Below are 18,774 nucleotides of genomic sequence, written 5' to 3'. Positions count from 1 at the left end.
TTGGCTATGGCTTCAAAAAATGGTTTTTAGTTTTTCCGCCTCCGCATCTCTTTATAAACTTATATACAATATAAAGTTTTAACTCTTGATCGATATTCAAAAGTCCGCCCTTAGCAATGCTACGGCGGACTTCGCATATTTTATATAAATTTTTGTGCTACGCTTCTTGGGCTCGACGAACGTAAGTGCCGGTTCTAGTATCTACCTCTATTTTTTCTCCAGCTTCAATAAACAACGGAACTTTTATTTCGGCGCCGGTTTCTAAAACGGCGTCTTTTAGCGCGCCTTGCACCGTGTCGCCTCGGGTGGCTGGCGGAGCATCTTTAACTTCTAAAATAACTTTAATGGGTAGTTCCAAAGAAATTGGCTTACCTTTAAATACAAAAATATCCACCGGCGTATCTTTTTTTAAGTAATTTATTTTGTCGCCTAAAATTTCTTCGGTGAATCCCATTTTTCCTGCGTCCTCGGTTTGAAAAAAGAATTCATTTTTGGTGCGGTAAGTAAATTTAGATTTTAAGCGCTCAATTTCGGCTTCTTTGATACTGTCGGACTGTTGGAAAGTTTCGGCGCGAACCTTGCCCGTAATTACATTACGGATTTTGGTTTGCATAACTGGCCTACGTTGAGCTACTTTATTAAAGTTAGACTCCAAAACTTGGTAGGGTTCGCCCTCCAAATCTATCAAAACACCGGGCCTTAGATCATTCATTGATAGCATATTTTGGTAAAAAATGACTAATTTCTAATTACTAATAACCAATCAAATCCTAAGCACTAAATCCTAAACAAATTCTAAATTATAAGCAACAATTAAACAGTTTGGAATTTAGACATTGAGATTTGTTTAGAAATTAGAAATTGGGATTTAGAAATTTAACTTGATATAGCTTTTGCGAGTATACTTTAAAGTAATGAAATCATCAAGGGCATTAATTGGAATGTGTTTTGGGTTTTTAATGGGCGTGCTATTTCAATCAATTGTCGGTTTTTCTTTTTGGCTCTTTTTTATTTTAATTTTAATAGCTGTAATTTTTTCTATTTTTGAAATTTGGGGCGGGTCCGGTAGATCGTTTTTATTTTTCATTCTTTTACTTTCTTGCGCTCTGGGTTTTTTTCGGGCAGGGACTTACCATGAGGATTTTTCCAAAGAAGAAAAAACTTTTTGGCACACCTCGCGTGAATATTTAGTCAAACGCACCAAATCTATTTTGCCCCAAAACGAAGCCTCACTTTTTAACGCTATGGTTTTTGGCTACGAAAAAGATGTGGCTCAAAAAATTAAAGAAGACTTTAACATAACCGGTACGCGGCATGTTTTAGCGATTTCCGGAATGAATATTTCTATAATTGCCTTAATGCTAATGAGTTTTGGGCTTTGGTTAGGTTTGTGGCGCAAGCAAGCTTTTTATGTGGCAGTTATTGCCGTAATTATGTTTATATTTTTAGTGGGTGCGCCAGCTTCGGCAGTGCGGGCGGGTATTATGGGTATACTTTTACTTTGGGCCAAAAATAAGGGCAGGTTGGTGCAGGCTTGGCGGCCCATAATGTTGGCCGCATTTTTTATGGTGGCGTTAAACCCCAAGCTTTTAGTTTTTAGTATTGGGTTTCAGCTTTCTTTTTTGGCGGTTATTGGCATAATTTATTTTAAAAATTTTTGGGCAAGGGTTTTATTTTGGGTCCCCACAAAACCAGCGCGCGAACTTGTTGTGCTTTCTATGGCAGCGCAAACAACCACTTGGCCTATTATTTTATATAACTTTGGTACACTTTCGGTTATAAGCCCCATAGCCAATATTTTTGTGGTGCCCCTGCTTAACCCTATAATGTTTTTAGGTTTAGGATTTGTAACAGTTTTTTGGTCTAGCTATTTAGCGCAAATATTTTTATGGCCGGTTTGGCTTATTTTAAAAGTAAATATAAAGATTGTAGAATTTTTTGCTTCGTTTTCTTGGGCGAGTGTTAATATGGGAAAATCGGGCTTAGCCATTTTAATTTTTTATCCCTTTCTTTATTTGTTTTGGAAGTATTTAGAAAATCACGGCTATAATGATCCACTTAACTAAAAGTTTTGTTTTAGGCATATTAATTTTTCTTACAGTTTTAATTTTTTGGTTTGTTTTGGAAAAAGAAAATCAAAAAGCTCAAGTTATTTTTTTAGATGTGGGCCAGGGCGATAGCCAGTTAATAGTTTTACCAAGTGATATTCAAATTTTAATAGATGGCGGGCCGTCGGCCGGTGTTTCGGCCAAGATTTCGCGCTATATGCCTTTTTACGACAAAGACATAGAACTTGTTATTTTGTCCCACCCCCACGCCGATCACTTGCGTGGTTTAGTATCTATTTTAAAAGATTATAATGTTAAAAATTTTATGTTGGCGGGCGCTAATTATGAAAGTAAGGTTTACGCTGATTTTTTGGCAGTCTTAAAACTGGAAGGTTCTAAAATATATTTAGCCCAAGCTGGCGATACAGTAAGCTTTGTCCAACACCAGGTGTTGGACAAAAATGTGCAAAATCTGATTTTGCACATTTTGGCGCCGGTCAAAGAGACTCTCGGTGTAAATTTTAAAGGCATACATGAATCTATGATTGTTAGTGAATTAAACTTGGGCCACAAAAAGTTTTTGTTAACAGGCGATATGGATGAAGTTTTAGAAAAAGAATTAATCAAGTCAAATATAGTTTCAGATGTAGACGTCCTAAAGATAGGGCATCATGGTTCTAAAACTTCTACATCGGAAGCTTTATTAAAAATTACCAAACCCGAAGAAGCTATTATACAAGTTGGTAAAAATTCGTATGGTCACCCCACGCCGTTAGTGTTGGATAGGTTAAATAAGTTTGGAGTTAAAGTTTTTAGGAACGACCAATTGGGTGATGTGGTGTATCGTTAATTTTGATCTCATTTTAGTTAGCATTTTAAATTTAAATAACGTACACCGAGCATACGATCGTATGCTCGGAGTACGGCGTATGAAAATGTGAAAAAATGGCCCCAGTAGTAGATGCTTCGCCGAGCTCGGCTTTGCATCACTACGGGGCACATATTTTCAGCTACTCGTTAAAAACTCATAGGAAAATATGGCTTAAAATATGGGTTTATTTGGGTTATTTACTCGCTATTGACTTTTATCATTGTGATATGGTATCATTTCGGCATAATTTGTTCTTCAAAAACTTGTTTTTAAACTCACTAATGGAGGGGGTTAAAGTGAAAAGGATGACTATGCCAGTGTGGGAGTGGTGGGTCAGGCAGTATGGTTGGAGCGTGGTGATCAGTGTCTGGATTTCCCTGCTGGTTGGGTTCAACCTTGTAAGATTCATTAAACAGGAGGGGTAAAATGAAAACCGCAAAAAAAGAAAAAAAGGAAAGTTTTTCTGTCGGGAATTCAGTTGCGTGGAGGGAAGGCAAGCGGATTGAAGAGTATAGCGAAGGACCTTTTCGGGTTTCGGAGGTCATACCAGTTCCTCCGTTACACTGCGAATGCGGAGCAGATGAATTTTACAAGTCTGGCCAAGATCCGTGGCCCGATGAAATGATAGAGCACGACGATCCATGCCCGAAGAATATCGGGAATTCCGTAGGCCACCACCAGTGGGTCAAGGTTGTGGATTCTGAAGGGAGTTCTGTTGGTGAAAGTTCTCTCTATAGTGCAGAAGTAGGCACTCCCGGCGCAACTTTTTCCGGAGCTTTTTTCAGGAAGATCTAACCCTCGGACAAATCGTCCGCAATCCCAATCAAAGGAGGAAATATCATGATGGCAAAAAAGGAAAGAGAGAGAGAGTTTCATGTTAGTGATGTATTGAGCATTATCACGGGACGTGTCGTTTCCACTCGGCACACCGATGGCGTGTACGACATTCTGAACTTCATGACCGGCGACAACCTGTTCGCTCACCAGTTTCCAAGAGCAAACGACGAATGCAAACCTTGGCTTTTGAGGTGGTTCCCCGAACTCGCAGAGGCCGGTACACCGAATAATCTCGCTCGGCTGGACGAGTTGATCTCCAACGCGAAGTATCGGAACGAACCGACGGAGAACGGCGTTGCTATGTGGCTGAAGTGGATGACTGAACAAGGAGCCTGCAATCTCAAGGAGAAATACAAGGTTCAGCAGATTCCGCAGGAAGTTCACCAGCACAAGAATCCGATTGAGGAAGTTGCGGAAATGATTGGTCAAAAAAAGATATAGTTATCAAGGTTTGACCTTGATGTAGCTCCCGGCGAAAGTCGGGGGCTCCCCGTAGCAGAATTTCCGAAAGGCTTTTTAACGAAAGCCGGAAAAATCGGGAATTCGCTAGCAGGGTTTCACCCCGTAGTAGACTCGCCCAAGGCGGTCACTACGGGTTTTTATTTTTTATTGAACACTTGGTGTTTAATAAAGTTTAATAAATCCACTTTTAATGTGATCGCCTGAAAAGTGGACAAGTGGTTTATTTTAACAAATGCATATCGGAAATTCACTAGCGGGACTTTGTTTTTTCTTAAAATCTGATATACTACGAAATCGTTAATATAAAAACAAACAATGAATAATTCTTCTTTCCCGATTTTTAAAACAAAAGTCAGTGGTGTTAAGCAAGTTTTTAAGCTAGAGGACCCAGCCGATCGCCAAAAATATTTTAAGTTAAAAGCTGGCGAAGATATTAAAAAAATACAAAAATATTTAAAGAAGAATACCTTCGTAGGTTTTTTACTAGGCAAAAAGAATTCTGGTAAAGGCACTTATACTAAACTTTTTATGGAAGCGGTTGGCAGCGACAAAGTTGCCCATATTTCTATAGGCGATATTGTGCGCAGTGTTCACAAAGAATTGGGCGATAAAACTAAAAAGAAAGAACTTATTGAATTTTTAAAGAGACGTTATAGAGGGCCGATTACAGTGGAAAAGGCATTGGAAATTATTTTAGGCCGCGATACTAAATCGCTTTTGCCTACAGAAGTTATTCTGGCTTTAGTAGAGCGTCAAATTAGTATGCTAAAAGGCAAAGCCATCTTTATAGATGGTTTCCCTCGCGATTTAGATCAAATTTCCTATTCTCTTTATTTTAGAGCCTTGATGGGCTATCGCGACGACCCCGATTTTTTTGTGTTTATAAACGTTCCAGAGTCTGTGATGGACGAGCGCATAAAATTTAGAGTAATTTGCTCTAAGTGCCAGACGCCCCGCAATATTAGGGTTCTTGCTACAAAAGAAGTTGGTTATGACGAAAAAACAAAACAATTTTATTTAATTTGTGATGACGTCGGTTGTAATGGAGGCAGAATGGTGCCTAAGGAGGGTGATAGTTTAGGCATTGAAGCAATTAGAGACCGAATAGAAGTTGACGATAAAGTTATGAAAACTCTGGTGGGATTAAATGGCATTACTAAAATTTATTTACGAAATTCTGTGCCAGTTGATTCAGCTAAAAAGTTTGTAGATGATTATGAAATTACACCATGTTATCGTTACGAACTGGATAAATCTTCAAATAAAGTAAAGACAATCCAAGAAACGTGGACAATTAAAGATGATGCTGGAGAAAAATCTTACAGTTTATTGCCAGCAACTGTGGCGGTGGGGCTTATAAAACAGGTGTCAAAAGTTTTAGGTTTATAAAGTTGGGATAAATTAAAAAATCCGAGAATAAAATCTCGGGTTTTTTAATGAACTTGGTCGGGATTTTAAAAGTGTGTTCAGCCTAATTAATAGGTGGGTTTCCGCAACGATCAACGCCCGAACGAATCAGCACGCAGTCGCAATTTAGGAATCCCTTGAACAAATAATTTTGAGCTAAAACTTTTAAAATCCTGTATTCCGACTTTTCATCGGAACCAACCACCAAGTTCACTTTTATTATAGTCCTGTAATATACCAAAGCAAGACGGGTTATCCACTTTAAATTTTGCTATAGTATCTATATGAGTTTTAGACAATTTGCACAAGATTTTACAAAAACCGAATCGCTTTTAGAAAAGAAAAAACGGGCGCTTAAGGTTATAAAATTTTTAAAGAATAAATTTCCCGAAGCTAAAATTGCCTTAAATTTTGAAAATCCTGTTCAACTTTTGGTGGCAGTTATTCTTTCGGCGCAATGCACAGATAAAAAAGTAAACCAAGTTACAGAAAATATATTTAAGAAATATAAAACCACTAAGGATTTTTCCAAACTAACTCAAACGCAACTAGAAAAACTAATTCATTCGTGCGGTTTTTATCGCGCCAAAACTAAAAATATACTTGGCGCGGTTAAGCTTGTTGAATCTAAATTTGGTGGCAAAGTTCCAAATACAATGCTAGAAATTCTCACCTTGCCCGGGGTAGCCCGAAAAACCGCTAACGTGGTTTTGGGGAATGCCTACAATGTTGTTGATGGTATAGCTGTGGATACGCATATGATACGTATAAATCAAAAACTTGGATTCACAAAGGAATCCAATCCAGTCAAAATAGAAAAAGACTTAATGCAAATAATTCCTAAAAACGAATGGTTTAGTTATACTTATAGAATAATAAACTATGGTCGCGCTGTTTGCCCAGCACGGCATAAAAAGTGTGAATGCGAACTTTATAAAATCAAACCCTCCTACGCCCCTCCTTCGCACAAGGCTTCGCAAGGGCGCGGCAAGGCTACGAAGGGCAAGTAAAATTTTTAACAAGCGAGTTATTTTGCTCGTGGTTTGTCTTTTGGTTTTGGCTGTGGGCATACCAGCCGAAGCCGGCAAGGTCAGCGATATTAAAAAAAGAGTAAGAAGCAAGGTTTCGGTATTTTTACCGCAAACTCGGCAAAATCAATTGCAATCTGTAAAAACGGGCATATTTTTTAGCCCGATGGAAACCGTTATTTTAGGCGGACCAGAACAAAATGGCGTTATCCAAAATACTAAAGTTGATTTTGTTTTAGATGGCTGGCAGGTTTTGCCATTTGAAAAAACCACTCGTTTTGAGGTGTGGCTTATTGGCTACGATACGGGTTGGCGGGCGGTTAACGGCAAAGTTTCTTATAATCTGCCCTCCGGTAAAAAAACCTATACGCTTTTGGCGCGGGCTAAAAACTCTAAAGGTGAATTTGATAATACCGCCGCCGCTAGGACTTTTTTGGTGAATGTTTCTAACTATTTTGGAAAAATTAAAATTAACAACGTTAATTATAGAGGCTCTGCCGGCAAGCCTCACTACGAAAAAATATCTATAGTTAATCGGGCTAGCGATTTAGGGGTTAATATTACGGGGTGGTTTTTAAAAACAAAACGTTTTAACAATTCGTTTGAAATTCCGAAAGCTTCAAGGGTGTTTAACGCCCGAGATCTAAACGCCACAGATAACATTGTTTTAAATAAGGGAAACATTGCCGATATTTATGTGGGCAAGAGAAGCCCGTTGGGCGTAAATTTTCAGGAGAATTCTTGCGATGGCTATATGGCGAGCGCCTTTGAAAGTTATGATTCTTTATCTGGCGGGGGCAGGTGTAATTTGCCCAGCCCGTCGGATTACAATAGTTACAGTATTTCTTGCCGAAGATATCTGGAAGGCCTAAATTCTTGTAGGGAGCCAAAGTTAGAATATTTTAGTTTTATTAACGAACCTTCGTGCCGGGAATTTATTACTAAGAATTATAACTATCAAGCCTGCGTAGATAGGTCTAAAAATCGAGCTAGTTTTTATTTGGGCAAATGGAAAGTTTATTTGGGCCGTAATCACGAAATTTTAGACGATTTAGACGATACTTTATATTTGTATGATTCTAACGGGTTATTGGTAGATTCGTTTTCGTATTAAAAAACCACCGCCTTCGGCGGTGGTTCCGGTTTATCGGAGCATTTCATCTGCAAGATCCCGTATTTCTGGGTTGACTTTAGGGTCATCCAGAATTCTTTGTCGACACTCTGCGATCATACCGATGGGATGTACTCTTGAACCCGCTAGACTTTCGATAGCCAGCTCGGCAAGTTTTGTTGGCGATGTATCAGGAGGCAGAGGTTTTGAATTTGGTACGGCAATAAAATAGGCTTGTTCCAGAATATCCACATTTAACTCCTTTCTTTAAAGAACTGGTTGAACCGCTCTCCACGGTCGAATTCGTTTTTGAATTTTTCAAACGAAGCGGCCGAGGGTGAAAACAGTAATACCTTTTTACCTTTTATTAATTTCGCATGTTTTAAGGCCGAAGTCAAAAGAATATTAAAATCTAGATAGAGCTGGGGTCTAGATTTTTTAAAATATTTTTCGCCAAGCGAGTCCAACATTTTTTTAGTAGCCGAACCATCTAAAAGGAAAAGATTGGCTGGTTTTATGTGTTTTTTAACAGCGCGAGCCCATCCGCCAACTGGCGGATTAAATTCTAAATTTTTACTAGTGCCGCCGGTTATCAATACTATCGAGGTTGAACCTCGATAGGCGAATCTGTTTAAAGCGGCGATGGTGGCATCGGGCGAGGTGGCGGTGGTGTCGTTTACAATCGTCAAGCCATCTTTTTGATAGATAATTTCTTGCCTAAATTTTATTTGAGGCAGGGTTTTTACGGCTTTTTTTATCAAGTTCCAATCCACGCCAGCTAAGTTAGCGGCCAGAGCTGCGATCACAAGATTTTGCAAATTATGTTCTCCCATGTTCAACACTAAGTGTTGAACAAAAGATTTGTTAAACCCTGGAGGTTTAACAATGCTGGAGTAAATGATTTTGCTTTTGGTCCGCCAACTGGCGGATTGTTTTAAGAAGAATTTGGTCCAAGGATTTTTTTTATTCAAGATCAAAAAATCATTTTTAGTTTGATGTTTAAAAATATTGGCTTTGGCTTGGGCGTATGCCGTCAAATTCTTATAACGATTCAGGTGATCGGGGTAGATGTTGGTAATAACGGAAATGTGAGGAGATTTTTTAGAGACAGGCAAAAGTTCCAAGTGCCACGAGGATAACTCAACCACCACTGGGCTTTGGCCATCTAAACCATCTAAAACACCAAGCATTGGACTATCGGAAGAGTTTCCGGTTAAAACAGAATTTGGATATTTTTGATTTAAAAAGTGAAGAATCCAATTAACTGTGGTGGTTTTTCCCCGCGTACCTGTTACGGCAATAATTGGGCTAGAACAAAGATTAAAAAAAAGCGTGGCTTCGTTTTCTAAAGTGACACCCGCTTCGCGCGCGATTTTTAAAAAGGGGCTTTCTTTAGGCACTGCGGGATTAACAACTATAATTTGGTTATTTTTAAAATCGGATTCGTTGTGTTTGCCTAAAACCAGTTTTACTTTTTTTATCGCTGGACCAAGCGCTTTAATGGAACCAGCTAAATCAGCGCGCGATTTTAAATCGGTTACCGTAACTTTGGCGCCATGTTTAACTAGCCACTTAGTTGTGGCAATTCCACCACCCAAAAGACCTAAACCCATAATCAGCACTTTTTTGTTTTTGATATATTCGGAAGGAGGCATTGATACACTATAAATGACATAGATTTTGTGGGCAAATTTTACTATTTACTTATTTTTTATAATATTATATAGTCTCACAAGATCCTTTAAATAATGTTCCAATCTAAAAAAGGAGAATTTTGAAATGAATAAGCCTCTTTATCAAAGGAAGTTGCCGAAAGATTCTAGCCATGTTCATTCTTCTGAAAGTTTCATTTCTTTTCTAGAATCCCTAGACAAAAAGGAATGGATAGTCTTGATAGATGACTTGGCGATGGAGTCTATAAGAGCTGATTCTTTGTTAGGCTTTTCTCAAAAGAGTGGATTTGGTACTTTGGTTGAAATAGTGAGCTTCTTTAGGAGAATAAACGAAAACTCTTTAATCAATTTAGTCGAAGCCATTAAATTTGCAATTTTGAAGGGTATTAGAAAGGGTTCTAAAAATAGGAATTTGAGATATAAAAATATTCAGTACTTGATTAGAGTATTGGAACTTAAGATGGATACCTTCCCGTTACTTTGCGTAGTTTCTATGGTTGGTTTTGTTGATATCAAAATCAGACGAGGTTTCGCCAAATGTGTGGATAGGTTAAGTCAATAAAAATGAGTGAGTAGTAAAACTCCCGACGAAAAGTCGGGAGTTTTTTAATCCAATTTTAATTGCATTACTAGATCGTAATCGGAAAAGCCTAGTTTTCTGTAAAATTTAATAGCTTTTTCATTTTTTGATGTTGGTATAACAGAAATATAGTTAACTTTATTTTGGCGGCACCAGTTTATAAAATCAGACGTTAATTTTGCGCCTAGTCCAGCGACTTGGTGTTCTGGTTTTATATAAATACTTTCCAGTTCCGCATATTTTCCTTCCACCCTCCACGGTTGGCGTTTAAAAATTGCTCCAAAAATATAGCCTACAAGTTGGCCAGATTTGTCTTCGGCTACTTCTGTAAAGCTATCTTCTGCGGATATTCTTGTTTTAAAATATTCTTGGCCGTCTGGGCTCATGGTCCAGTTTAAGTTGGCGGTCGGGTCAAATTTATGTTGAACATTAAAAAGTTCCAAATTTAGTTTGGAAATTTCGGCGAGGTCGTCGAGTGTGGCTTTGCGGATAGTGAGTTCCATAAGTAAGTCGAATAGGACTAATAAGTCCAATAATGGGATGAAATGGGTGAAAAGAGGAAAGAAAGGGGAAAAAGGGAATGGGAGGCATATGGGATTCGAACCCATGACAACAGGTCCACAACCTGCCGTGTTACCACTACACCAATGCCTCCATAAAATAGCTTACAGCCTATAGCTTATAGCTTTATAGACAAAAACTCAACCTGATTTTAATAGGTCAAATAGGACACATAAGACGAATAAACTATTCTTCCAGTTTAGAAACTAAAGCGCCTTCACGAACTTTTTGGCTTACCTTAATGCCAACAATGTCTCCGGCTTTGGCCACAGAAACTGACTGATGATCCACTTGCATTTCTTCTACGGTTTGATCAAATTCGGTTTTACCGCCTGCCAATTTAATTTTATCGCCAACTTTTAGGGTGTCCGAAAGCTCAACTATGGCGACACCGGCTTTGTTGTAGTAGTGGGTTATTTTTCCGATAGGTTTCATGTTTATGTAATACTAATATACGAATTCATTCGAATGATACGAATGAAACACGAATTAATTATTATAAATCGACCTTTAAAAAATGTTAAAATTGATATGTGCCCCTGGAGGGAATCGAACCCCCATCAAGACCTTAGAAGAGTCCTGTTCTATCCATTGAACTACAAGGGCTGGTTGACTACAATTTCTAGGATTGTTATGCTATTATCACTTAGATAGTTAGAGTGATAATTAACTAGGGAGTTAGGAGTTAGATACTAGGCATTAGGAAAAAAATGAGTATTAAATCCCCAGTTTGCATTACTAATATCCTAACATCCTAAAATCTAACAAGCTAGCCCATATGAACTTTGGTAATTTTACCACTAAAGCCCAAGAAGCCTTTCAAAAAGCCCATTTTTTAGCTCAAGAAAAAGGCGGAGAACAAATTAATTCTCTGCATTTGCTTTTGGCGCTGTTAAGGCAGGAAGAAGGTTTGGTTTCTACCATTTTAAGAAAAATAGAGGTAGATGTTTCGGCTATAGAAAAAGTTCTTGAACAAGAATTAAATAAGCTGCCCAAAGTTATTGGCGGGGGAATTTCACAACTTTTTTTAAGCCAGGATCTGGCTTTAATAATTGAACAAGCGCAAAAAGAAGCGGCTAAGTTTAAAGATGAATATGTTTCCACCGAACATTTGCTTTTAGCTTTGCTAAGCGTGCCTTCGCGCGGCAAGCAAATTTTAGAAGACGGCGGCGTCAAGAGCGATCATATATTGCGCGCCTTAAAAGAAATAAGGGGCGAAGAAAAAGTGACCTCACCCGAACCCGAGCAAACTTACCAAGCTTTAGAAAAATATACGCGCAATTTAACCGATTTGGCTCGGCGCGAAAAATTGGATCCAGTTATTGGCCGAGATGCCGAAATTAGGCGCGTGATGCAAGTTTTATCGCGCCGAACTAAAAATAATCCAGTTTTAATTGGTGAAGCTGGTGTGGGTAAAACTGCCATAGTAGAGGGTTTGGCTCAAAGAATTGTTTCGGGCGATGTGCCCGAAAGTTTAAAAGACAGAGAAGTTGTGGCTTTAGATATTGGTTCTCTTGTGGCTGGCACAAAGTTTCGCGGTGAATTTGAAGAAAGATTAAAAGCCATATTAAAAGAAGTAAATCGGGCTGAAGGCAAGATAGTTTTATTTATAGACGAATTGCATACCCTTGTGGGCGCGGGCGGCGCCGAAGGCGCCGTAGATGCTTCTAATTTATTAAAACCGCCCTTGGCCCGCGGAGAACTTCACGCCATTGGAGCTACCACTTTAAAGGAATATCAAAAGTATATAGAAAAAGATCCCGCCTTTGAAAGAAGATTCCAACCTATAATAGTTAGCGAGCCTTCCGAAGAAGACGCTATAGCAATTTTGCGCGGTATTAAAGAAAAATACGAAGTGCATCACGGTGTGCGTATAACCGATGTGGCTATTGTGGCGGCGGTAGAATTATCGCAACGCTACATCTCGGACCGTTTTTTACCAGATAAAGCGGTGGATTTAATAGACGAAGCTACCTCGGCTTTGCGTATGGAAATAGATTCTATGCCAGATGAATTGGATATGTTAACGCGCGAATTGCGTAGATTGGAGATAGAAAAAGAGGCGCTAAAAAAAGAAAAGGGTACAAACGACAAGCAAAAGAAAATAAAACACGAATTAGCTAACCTAAAAGAAAAATTCCAAGTTTTGGAAGCACAGTGGTTGCGCGAAAAAGAACTTATCACCAAGATGCGCCAATCTCAAAAAGAAATTGAACGCTTAAAAGGGGAGGCTGAAATCGCGGAGCGCGAAGGCAAATTAGAGCGCGTGGCCGAAATTAGATATTCGGAAATTCCGGCTCTAGAAAAAACTGTTAAAGATTCTTCTCAAAAATTTGGCGAACTAGAAAAAACAAATAGGTTGTTAAAAGAAGAAGTAGGCGAAGACGATATTGCCGAAGTGGTGAGCCGTTGGACCGGTATTCCCACGAGCCGTCTTTTAGAAGAAGAATCTAAAAAACTCACCCGTATGGAAGAAGAATTGGCTAAACGAGTTGTTGGCCAAAGAAAAGCCGTAGAAGCCATAGCTAATGCCATTAGAAGAGCCAGAACCGGTTTAAACGAAAGCACAAAACCGATCGGTTCGTTTATATTTTTAGGTCCAACGGGTGTGGGTAAAACAGAATTAGCGAAGGCCCTCGCTGAATTTATGTTTAATGATGCCAATTCTTTAATTAGAGTGGATATGTCGGAATATATGGAACGACACGCCGTGAGCAGGCTTGTCGGCTCACCGCCAGGCTACGTGGGCTATGAAGAAGGCGGGCAATTAACCGAAAAAGTTCGCAAAAAGCCATATAGCGTTATTCTTTTTGATGAAATAGAAAAAGCTCATCCGGAAGTGTTTAATACTTTGCTTCAAGTTTTGGATGATGGCCATTTAACCGATGCTAAAGGCAGAAAAGTTAACTTTAAAAACACTGTTATTATAATGACGTCTAATTTGGGTACGGAAATTGTTAACGAATATCACGGGCTTGGTTTTTCTCATAACGATGGTAAGGCCGAAGAAAACGAAGTTAAAGAAGTAGAGGCTAAAATAATGGAAACTCTAAAAAAACATTTTAGGCCAGAGTTTTTAAATAGGCTAGACGAGATAATAATATTTAAAGCCCTAGGCCAGGAAGAAATAGAGAAGATTATAGATTTAAGACTTGAGGAAGTTAAAAAGAGACTAGTCCATAAAGGTATCAAGCTAAAAGTTTCGGCTGAACTTAGGGAACATATAGCTAAAAGAGGATTTGATCCTATATATGGCGCGAGGCCATTAAAAAGGTTGATCCAAACTTTAATTCTTAATCCCCTAGCCCAAAAACTTTTAGAATTTAAGGACATGGCTAAAGTGGATAAAAGTTTTAAAGCCGATATAAACAACAAAGAAGAAATATCAATCAGATAAAATAATCCCCCGACCTTGCGTCGGGGGATTTCCACAACAAGGTTGTTTTAAGGTTTTGCTTTGTATGTTAGTATTGTTTAGACATAGTACTCTGAAATTATATAGGTTTTACGCCATTTGGTTTTTTCCACTGGAGCTTATTTTTTCCACAGTTGGCATAAGCTGGACACGATTTTCTTTATGGTATAATGTCTTTAACACAAGTTCAGGGTTTCCTGTTTAGCCAGCGGTTCGGAGACTTGATGTCGTTTTGTTTACCCCGTAGAGCAACTTTGACAGTCGCCTTTCATTAAACCGATGGTTAAATAGGGTATTTGTTCCAAAAGCAATTTGATTGTTAAGGCACTTAACTAGATTAGTCGGCGACTAGGTTTAATGGTCAAAGTTGTCTTACGGGGTTTACCCTGTTAGTAAAGCAACGCATTTTGACACAAAAATCAAACTGTCTTCAATTAAAATAAATTATTGACACAGAGGGGCTAGATGCGTAAAATACTTTCAGGTAAGCTAAATGAGCGTAACCTATGAATTTTCCAAATAAATATTTCAGGGCCAATTAAAAAGGCTGTTTTGTTGTTTTTAGAAAGCAGTTTTAAAAAATATCGTGGTTCTTAATTCTCAACCAAGAAAAAAGATGTAACGGAAGTAATAAATGGTTGCGGATTAAGGATTGTGATGAATGAGCAACGTTGAAAGGCCAAGCCCTTTAACAATTGAATATCTATCTGATATACAGAAATTCTTAAAGATTTATTATTCAGTTTTGAAAGATCGCTCTATATCCCAATTAAGTTTTGGTTTTATGGAGTTTCGAAAGTTAGGTCGGTTCCCTTTTGGGAAAATGACTTGGCTCCGATTATTAGTTATTAAATTTGATTTATAAGTAGTTTTAGAAATTAATTAAGAGATTTAAATATGTTTAGAGACTTCTTTACAGGGGTGTCTGGGCGCATTTAGATCAAAAAAGGAGAAAAACAAATGAGTTATTTTACTAGCAAGCGCCGTGAGCTCGCTAGCAAAGTTGTTTCTTTCGGTTTGATGGTAACAACTTTTGCTTGGCTCGTAGGCGTTCCTACTGCTGGCGCAGCTACAACTGCGGAGACGATTGCGCTTTTACTGTCGCAAATCCAAGCTCTTCAGGCACAGTTGATCGCTTTGCAGGGCGGTTCTAGTTCGGCTGGCGCAACTGCCTGTACGTTTACTAGAGCATTAACTGTAGGCGCGCGCGGAGATGATGTTACGTGCTTACAAAACTATTTAAAATCCATGGGGAATTTTAGTGCTACTGCTACGGGTTACTTTGGCAATGTAACCAAAGCCGCAGTGGCATCTTGGCAATCTGCCAATGGTGTTAGCCCAGCCGCAGGTTATTTTGGTACGATTTCAAGGGCTAAATATTCTTCTATGGCTGGTTCTGTTGCTGTTACGCCAACCACGCCTTCTGCAACCACGCCAACCGCACCAGTCGCGGCGGGTAGCGGTTTAACAGTAGCTTTGGCAAGTGATACGGCGGCGGCGGGTCTTTTCGGTGAAAGCTTTGCTTCCCGACCCTTCACCAAGATTAACTTTACAGCTTCTTCGGATGGCGATGTTACGGTTAAATCGGTAACGATTGAAAGAACTGGACAAGCCCAAGACGCAGTCTTTAGCGGTTTGATCCTTTTGGATGAAACAGGCACCAGAATCGGTACTTCCAAAACACTAAATTCCAACCACCAAGCTGTTTTGAACGAACCCTTTGTGGTTAAAGCTGGCACCACGCGAGGTATGAGCCTTGCCGGCGATTCCGACAACAACCAAGACGCTTATGCTGGCCAAATTGCCACTTTAAGTTTGATCGCGGTGGATGCCGGTTCGGCCACGGTTAATGGCACTTTACCAATCGTTGGTAACGGTATGACGATTAACTCTACCCTAGCAGTGGGCACTTTGACTTTGACCACAGGTGCACGAGAACCCGGTTCCAGTCCCACTAAAGAAGTTGGTTTGACCAATTATACTTTTGCTTCCATTAAACTCTCGGCAGGTTCATCGGAAGATATGACAGTTAAATCCATAAGATGGAATCAATCCGGTTCAGCCGCTACAGGCGACTTAACCAATGTTAAAACCTGTATTGATGGCGGTGATTGCTACGACCATACTGTTTCCAGCGATGGTAAGTATTTTACAGCTAAATTCGGCGATGCCGGTTTGAAATTAGCTAAGGGTGAGTTCAAAGACATCTACATTAAGGGCGATATTATTAGCGGTTCCGGTCGCGGTGTAGACTTTGATCTTTACAGATATGCTGATATTAAAGTTGCTGGCAATGTTTACGGTTATGACATTTTGCCAACAGCCAGTAACTCTGCTGATTCAGCTACGGATGATGACGGCACTTTCCAAGATGCTAATCCTAACTATGATGGCTATGAAGTTACGATTTCCAACGGCACTATTAACGTAACCAAATCTAGCAAGGTAGCCGCGCAAAATGTTGCGGTTAATCTTTCCAACCAGATTTTGGGCGGGTTTGATGTAGAAATAAAAGGCGAAGAAATTTCTGTAGCATCCATGAACTTTGATGTTTCCACGGTTGAATCGGCTGGCGTGGGAGGCGCTATTGATTCTGTTGACATTACCAGTATTACTTTGGTGGATGGCAACGGCAATACAGTGGCGGGTCCGGTAGACGGTGTAGCTGGCGGTAATAACGGTATTCAGTTTACCGACACGGTTACTTTCCCTATCGGCACCAACACTTACACCATTAAGGGTAAGATGGGTACGGATTTCTTGAGCAACGACACAGTGTCGGCTTCCACCACACCCAGTTCCGACTGGAGCACTGTCAGAGGCAAGACTACAGGTAATTCCATTACGCCCGGTCCGGCTAGCGCTGTTACCTTAAATACCATGACAGTGAAAGCGGCGGCGCTTACAGTAACTGTATCCCCGACCCCATCAGCTCAAAATATAGTTACCGGTTCCAAATCTTTCGTTTTTGCCAACTATGTTTTTGACGCTTCGGCTTCGGGCGAAGATATTCGCACCACCTTGTTTAAGACGAGAGTTACCGGTACGGCCAATACATTTGACCAGTTACAGAGTTGCGCCTTGTTTGACGGTGACACCTCACTGACCACAGGTGGTAATACCAATAGCCCGGCTAACAGCGTAACCACGGGTGATGATCTTACCTTCAACTTGGACAGCGGTTTAATTACGCCCAAAGGTTCGGTCAAGACGATTGCCTTAAAGTGCGATGTTAAAGGCAATGTGGATGCGGAAGCTACAGCGGGCACAACCACATTTAGTTTGGGTGTAACCAGTGCGGCAGGCAGTATAACTTCTACCGGCCAAACATCGGGTCAAGCAGTTACAGAAACCCTTTCCACGGCTAACGGACAGGCTATGACCTTGCGTAGTGGCGGTTCGGTATCGGTAGTTTTGGATTCTTCCAGCCCAGCTCTAAAATGGGTGCAAGCTGGCGCGACTGATCAAACTCTGGCTGTATTAAGAGTCAATGCTACTTACGAGGATATAAAACTAGAAAGAATGGGTCTTCAGATTGCTTCTTCAACGGATGCAAATGATACTATGGCTTCCAATACGCCTTCGGATATCAGCAAGGTTACTTTGTGGAGTGGCGCTAAGAAAATCGGTGAGGCCACATTTACTAGCAGTGATTATGCTACTACCACCTTTAGCACTAGTTTTGGTGCTACTGATGCTGATTTAACCATTACTAAAGACACCCAGATGCTTATAACCGTTAAAGGTGATATTGGCACTGTTGGTACAGTTACCAGTGCTTTCCCGGGGCACTTGATTATGGTGCAACATGATGCTGCGTCATCGGATGATGAAACTAATCTTGGATTGAAGGGTACAGGCGCATCTTCCGGTACTGCTCTTTATTCTGGCGGATCTGACACGGCTTCTAACGGCGCTAGAATTGCCAAAGCTGTTCCCACAGTGGAAAGAGTGGCTTTAACCAACACTAAGTTTTCCAACCTATCGGAGCAAAGCTTGTACCGGTTTAAGATTTTGTCTCCGGCTAGCACTAACGGCATTAGCTTGTACAAGTTTACCTTCTCGGTGTCCACTTCGGTCAGCGGTTATCTGCAGGAGTTCCCCGAAGGTCCTAATACAGAAGATCCGCCTGTGTCTGACTATCGGGTGACCAACTACCAAGTGTTCTGTTATAGCGATGCCAGTTTCAGTGTGCCTGCCTGTGGCAACACCAACAACAGTGGTTTACTTAACGGTACTGGTATTTCCGACTTCTCTACTATAGCCAGCACCACGGCGGGTGGATCTAACGAGCAGATTGTCAGCATAACCTTTAACCCCGCCAACCCAACCAGTGCTACCGCTGAAGCGGTTGCGATTCCGGCGGGAGAAACCAGATACTTTGTGTTGAAAGCCGATGTTACTGGTGCGAGTTCCACACCTTCAATTGTGGCTAAGATGCAGAGCGATGCCCAGTTTGCTTCACTGAATAATGGCGAATATGCTGATGATAGTGTTGATATTGAAGTATGCGGTGGTGATATAACCTGCAGTGGTGATAATTACACGACTGGTCGTTATGTCTTTGCTACCACGGCGGCTAATGTGGATGCTTGGCCGGACAATGATTTCATTTGGTCTGGTAATTCCACTAACACTGCCCAATCAGTTAGCTCCTACGATTGGTTCAACGGTTTCTTGGTGTCCGGTCTCTCCAACACTGACGGCGGTGTGACCGAGACTCTAACCTTGACGCAGTAAGTTAAATCTAGTTTACTTGTGCCTTCCGATCCGCCAGCTGG

General features: G+C 40.3%; 16 protein-coding genes and 2 tRNA genes. 11 read left to right on the top strand and 7 right to left on the bottom strand.

Features of this window, described 5'->3' with window-relative positions; translation table 11 throughout:
* Positions 1–157: 157 nt before the first annotated feature.
* Entirely contained in the window at positions 158–712 is a 555-nt protein-coding gene (locus tag Q8Q95_02050) for an elongation factor P (GenBank protein MDP3764381.1), read from the bottom strand.
* Positions 713–914: 202 nt separating this feature from the next.
* On the opposite strand from Q8Q95_02050, the gene Q8Q95_02045 reads away from it, so the two are divergent.
* The 8 genes from Q8Q95_02045 (at position 915) to Q8Q95_02010 (ending at position 7,767) form a co-directional block, all read left to right on the top strand.
* Complete coding sequence (locus Q8Q95_02045; GenBank protein ID MDP3764380.1) at positions 915–2,066, top strand: ComEC/Rec2 family competence protein; 1,152 nt, start codon at positions 915–917, stop codon at positions 2,064–2,066.
* Complete coding sequence (locus tag Q8Q95_02040; protein MDP3764379.1) at positions 2,050–2,898, top strand: MBL fold metallo-hydrolase; 849 nt, start codon at positions 2,050–2,052, stop codon at positions 2,896–2,898. Before Q8Q95_02045 ends, Q8Q95_02040 begins: the two co-directional genes overlap by 17 nt.
* A gap of 95 nt (positions 2,899–2,993) precedes the next feature.
* Positions 2,994–3,344: a hypothetical protein gene (locus Q8Q95_02035; protein ID MDP3764378.1), complete on the top strand. Its 351-nt coding sequence runs from the start codon at positions 2,994–2,996 to the stop codon at positions 3,342–3,344.
* A gap of 1 nt (position 3,345) precedes the next feature.
* Positions 3,346–3,714, top strand: coding sequence for a hypothetical protein (locus Q8Q95_02030; protein ID MDP3764377.1), 369 nt, complete (start codon positions 3,346–3,348; stop codon positions 3,712–3,714).
* A gap of 45 nt (positions 3,715–3,759) precedes the next feature.
* Entirely contained in the window at positions 3,760–4,197 is a 438-nt protein-coding gene (locus Q8Q95_02025) for a hypothetical protein (GenBank protein MDP3764376.1), read from the top strand.
* Positions 4,198–4,533: 336 nt separating this feature from the next.
* Positions 4,534–5,607: a nucleoside monophosphate kinase gene (locus tag Q8Q95_02020; protein MDP3764375.1), complete on the top strand. Its 1,074-nt coding sequence runs from the start codon at positions 4,534–4,536 to the stop codon at positions 5,605–5,607.
* Positions 5,608–5,909: 302 nt separating this feature from the next.
* A complete protein-coding gene (gene nth, locus Q8Q95_02015; protein ID MDP3764374.1) occupies positions 5,910–6,635 on the top strand; it encodes an endonuclease III in 726 nt (241 codons plus the stop codon).
* Positions 6,544–7,767 carry a hypothetical protein gene (locus tag Q8Q95_02010; protein ID MDP3764373.1) on the top strand — a complete coding sequence of 408 codons (1,224 nt, stop codon included), beginning with the start codon at positions 6,544–6,546 and terminating at the stop codon, positions 7,765–7,767. The genes nth and Q8Q95_02010 overlap by 92 nt, the downstream gene beginning before the upstream one ends.
* Positions 7,768–7,797: 30 nt before the next feature.
* Here Q8Q95_02010 and Q8Q95_02005 read toward each other — a convergent pair whose 3' ends face one another.
* The gene (locus tag Q8Q95_02005) at positions 7,798–8,016 is read right to left on the bottom strand and encodes a hypothetical protein (GenBank protein MDP3764372.1); all 219 of its coding nucleotides are present in this window, start codon (positions 8,014–8,016) and stop codon (positions 7,798–7,800) included.
* A gap of 2 nt (positions 8,017–8,018) precedes the next feature.
* Positions 8,019–9,419 carry a UDP-N-acetylmuramoyl-L-alanine--D-glutamate ligase gene (gene murD / locus Q8Q95_02000; protein ID MDP3764371.1) on the bottom strand — a complete coding sequence of 467 codons (1,401 nt, stop codon included), beginning with the start codon at positions 9,417–9,419 and terminating at the stop codon, positions 8,019–8,021.
* 124 nt (positions 9,420–9,543) lie between these two features.
* Here murD and Q8Q95_01995 point away from each other — a divergent pair, with 124 nt between their 5' ends.
* Positions 9,544–9,999 carry a hypothetical protein gene (locus tag Q8Q95_01995; protein ID MDP3764370.1) on the top strand — a complete coding sequence of 152 codons (456 nt, stop codon included), beginning with the start codon at positions 9,544–9,546 and terminating at the stop codon, positions 9,997–9,999.
* Positions 10,000–10,043: 44 nt separating this feature from the next.
* Here the strand turns inward: Q8Q95_01995 and Q8Q95_01990 are convergent, their stop codons facing one another.
* The 4 genes from Q8Q95_01990 to Q8Q95_01975 all read right to left on the bottom strand — a co-directional run bounded on the left by Q8Q95_01990 (position 10,044) and on the right by Q8Q95_01975 (position 11,184).
* Positions 10,044–10,520 carry a GNAT family N-acetyltransferase gene (locus Q8Q95_01990; protein MDP3764369.1) on the bottom strand — a complete coding sequence of 159 codons (477 nt, stop codon included), beginning with the start codon at positions 10,518–10,520 and terminating at the stop codon, positions 10,044–10,046.
* Positions 10,521–10,600: 80 nt separating this feature from the next.
* Positions 10,601–10,671: transfer RNA gene (locus tag Q8Q95_01985), tRNA-His, on the bottom strand.
* A gap of 93 nt (positions 10,672–10,764) precedes the next feature.
* A complete protein-coding gene (locus tag Q8Q95_01980) occupies positions 10,765–11,013 on the bottom strand; it encodes a hypothetical protein (protein ID MDP3764368.1) in 249 nt (82 codons plus the stop codon).
* 99 nt (positions 11,014–11,112) lie between these two features.
* Positions 11,113–11,184 (bottom strand) — tRNA-Arg (locus Q8Q95_01975).
* A 172-nt stretch (positions 11,185–11,356) separates the two neighbouring features.
* Between Q8Q95_01975 and clpB the strand changes: the two genes are divergently transcribed.
* Both clpB and Q8Q95_01965 read left to right on the top strand, forming a co-directional pair.
* The gene (clpB, locus tag Q8Q95_01970) at positions 11,357–13,975 is read left to right on the top strand and encodes an ATP-dependent chaperone ClpB (GenBank protein ID MDP3764367.1); all 2,619 of its coding nucleotides are present in this window, start codon (positions 11,357–11,359) and stop codon (positions 13,973–13,975) included.
* A 978-nt stretch (positions 13,976–14,953) separates the two neighbouring features.
* Positions 14,954–18,733 (top strand): peptidoglycan-binding domain-containing protein, encoded by a 3,780-nt coding sequence (locus Q8Q95_01965; GenBank protein MDP3764366.1) that lies wholly within the window; start codon positions 14,954–14,956, stop codon positions 18,731–18,733.
* The last annotated feature ends 41 nt before the right edge of the window (positions 18,734–18,774 follow it).

The sequence above is a fragment of the bacterium genome, from assembly GCA_030697795.1.
GTDB lineage: Bacteria > Patescibacteriota > Minisyncoccia > JACQLN01 > JACQLN01 > JACQLN01.
The sequence above is the reverse complement of the archived record's forward strand: the minus strand, read 5'-3'. Positions and strand labels throughout refer to the sequence as shown.

Excerpts from the sequence above, each read along its gene's own strand:
- Q8Q95_02050 (MDP3764381.1), bottom strand. The coding sequence starts at position 712 with ATGAATGATCTAAGGCCCGGTGTTTTGATAGATTTGGAGGGCGAACCC.
- Q8Q95_01990 (MDP3764369.1), bottom strand. The coding sequence starts at position 10,520 with ATGGAACTCACTATCCGCAAAGCCACACTCGACGACCTCGCCGAAATT.
- Q8Q95_02020 (MDP3764375.1), top strand. The coding sequence starts at position 4,534 with ATGAATAATTCTTCTTTCCCGATTTTTAAAACAAAAGTCAGTGGTGTT.
- clpB (MDP3764367.1), top strand. The coding sequence starts at position 11,357 with ATGAACTTTGGTAATTTTACCACTAAAGCCCAAGAAGCCTTTCAAAAA.
- Q8Q95_01995 (MDP3764370.1), top strand. The coding sequence starts at position 9,544 with ATGAATAAGCCTCTTTATCAAAGGAAGTTGCCGAAAGATTCTAGCCAT.
- murD (MDP3764371.1), bottom strand. The coding sequence starts at position 9,419 with ATGCCTCCTTCCGAATATATCAAAAACAAAAAAGTGCTGATTATGGGT.
- Q8Q95_02035 (MDP3764378.1), top strand. The coding sequence starts at position 2,994 with ATGGCCCCAGTAGTAGATGCTTCGCCGAGCTCGGCTTTGCATCACTAC.
- Q8Q95_02025 (MDP3764376.1), top strand. The coding sequence starts at position 3,760 with ATGATGGCAAAAAAGGAAAGAGAGAGAGAGTTTCATGTTAGTGATGTA.
- Q8Q95_01980 (MDP3764368.1), bottom strand. The coding sequence starts at position 11,013 with ATGAAACCTATCGGAAAAATAACCCACTACTACAACAAAGCCGGTGTC.
- nth (MDP3764374.1), top strand. The coding sequence starts at position 5,910 with ATGAGTTTTAGACAATTTGCACAAGATTTTACAAAAACCGAATCGCTT.
- Q8Q95_01965 (MDP3764366.1), top strand. The coding sequence starts at position 14,954 with ATGAGTTATTTTACTAGCAAGCGCCGTGAGCTCGCTAGCAAAGTTGTT.
- Q8Q95_02045 (MDP3764380.1), top strand. The coding sequence starts at position 915 with ATGAAATCATCAAGGGCATTAATTGGAATGTGTTTTGGGTTTTTAATG.
- Q8Q95_02040 (MDP3764379.1), top strand. The coding sequence starts at position 2,050 with ATGATCCACTTAACTAAAAGTTTTGTTTTAGGCATATTAATTTTTCTT.
- Q8Q95_02030 (MDP3764377.1), top strand. The coding sequence starts at position 3,346 with ATGAAAACCGCAAAAAAAGAAAAAAAGGAAAGTTTTTCTGTCGGGAAT.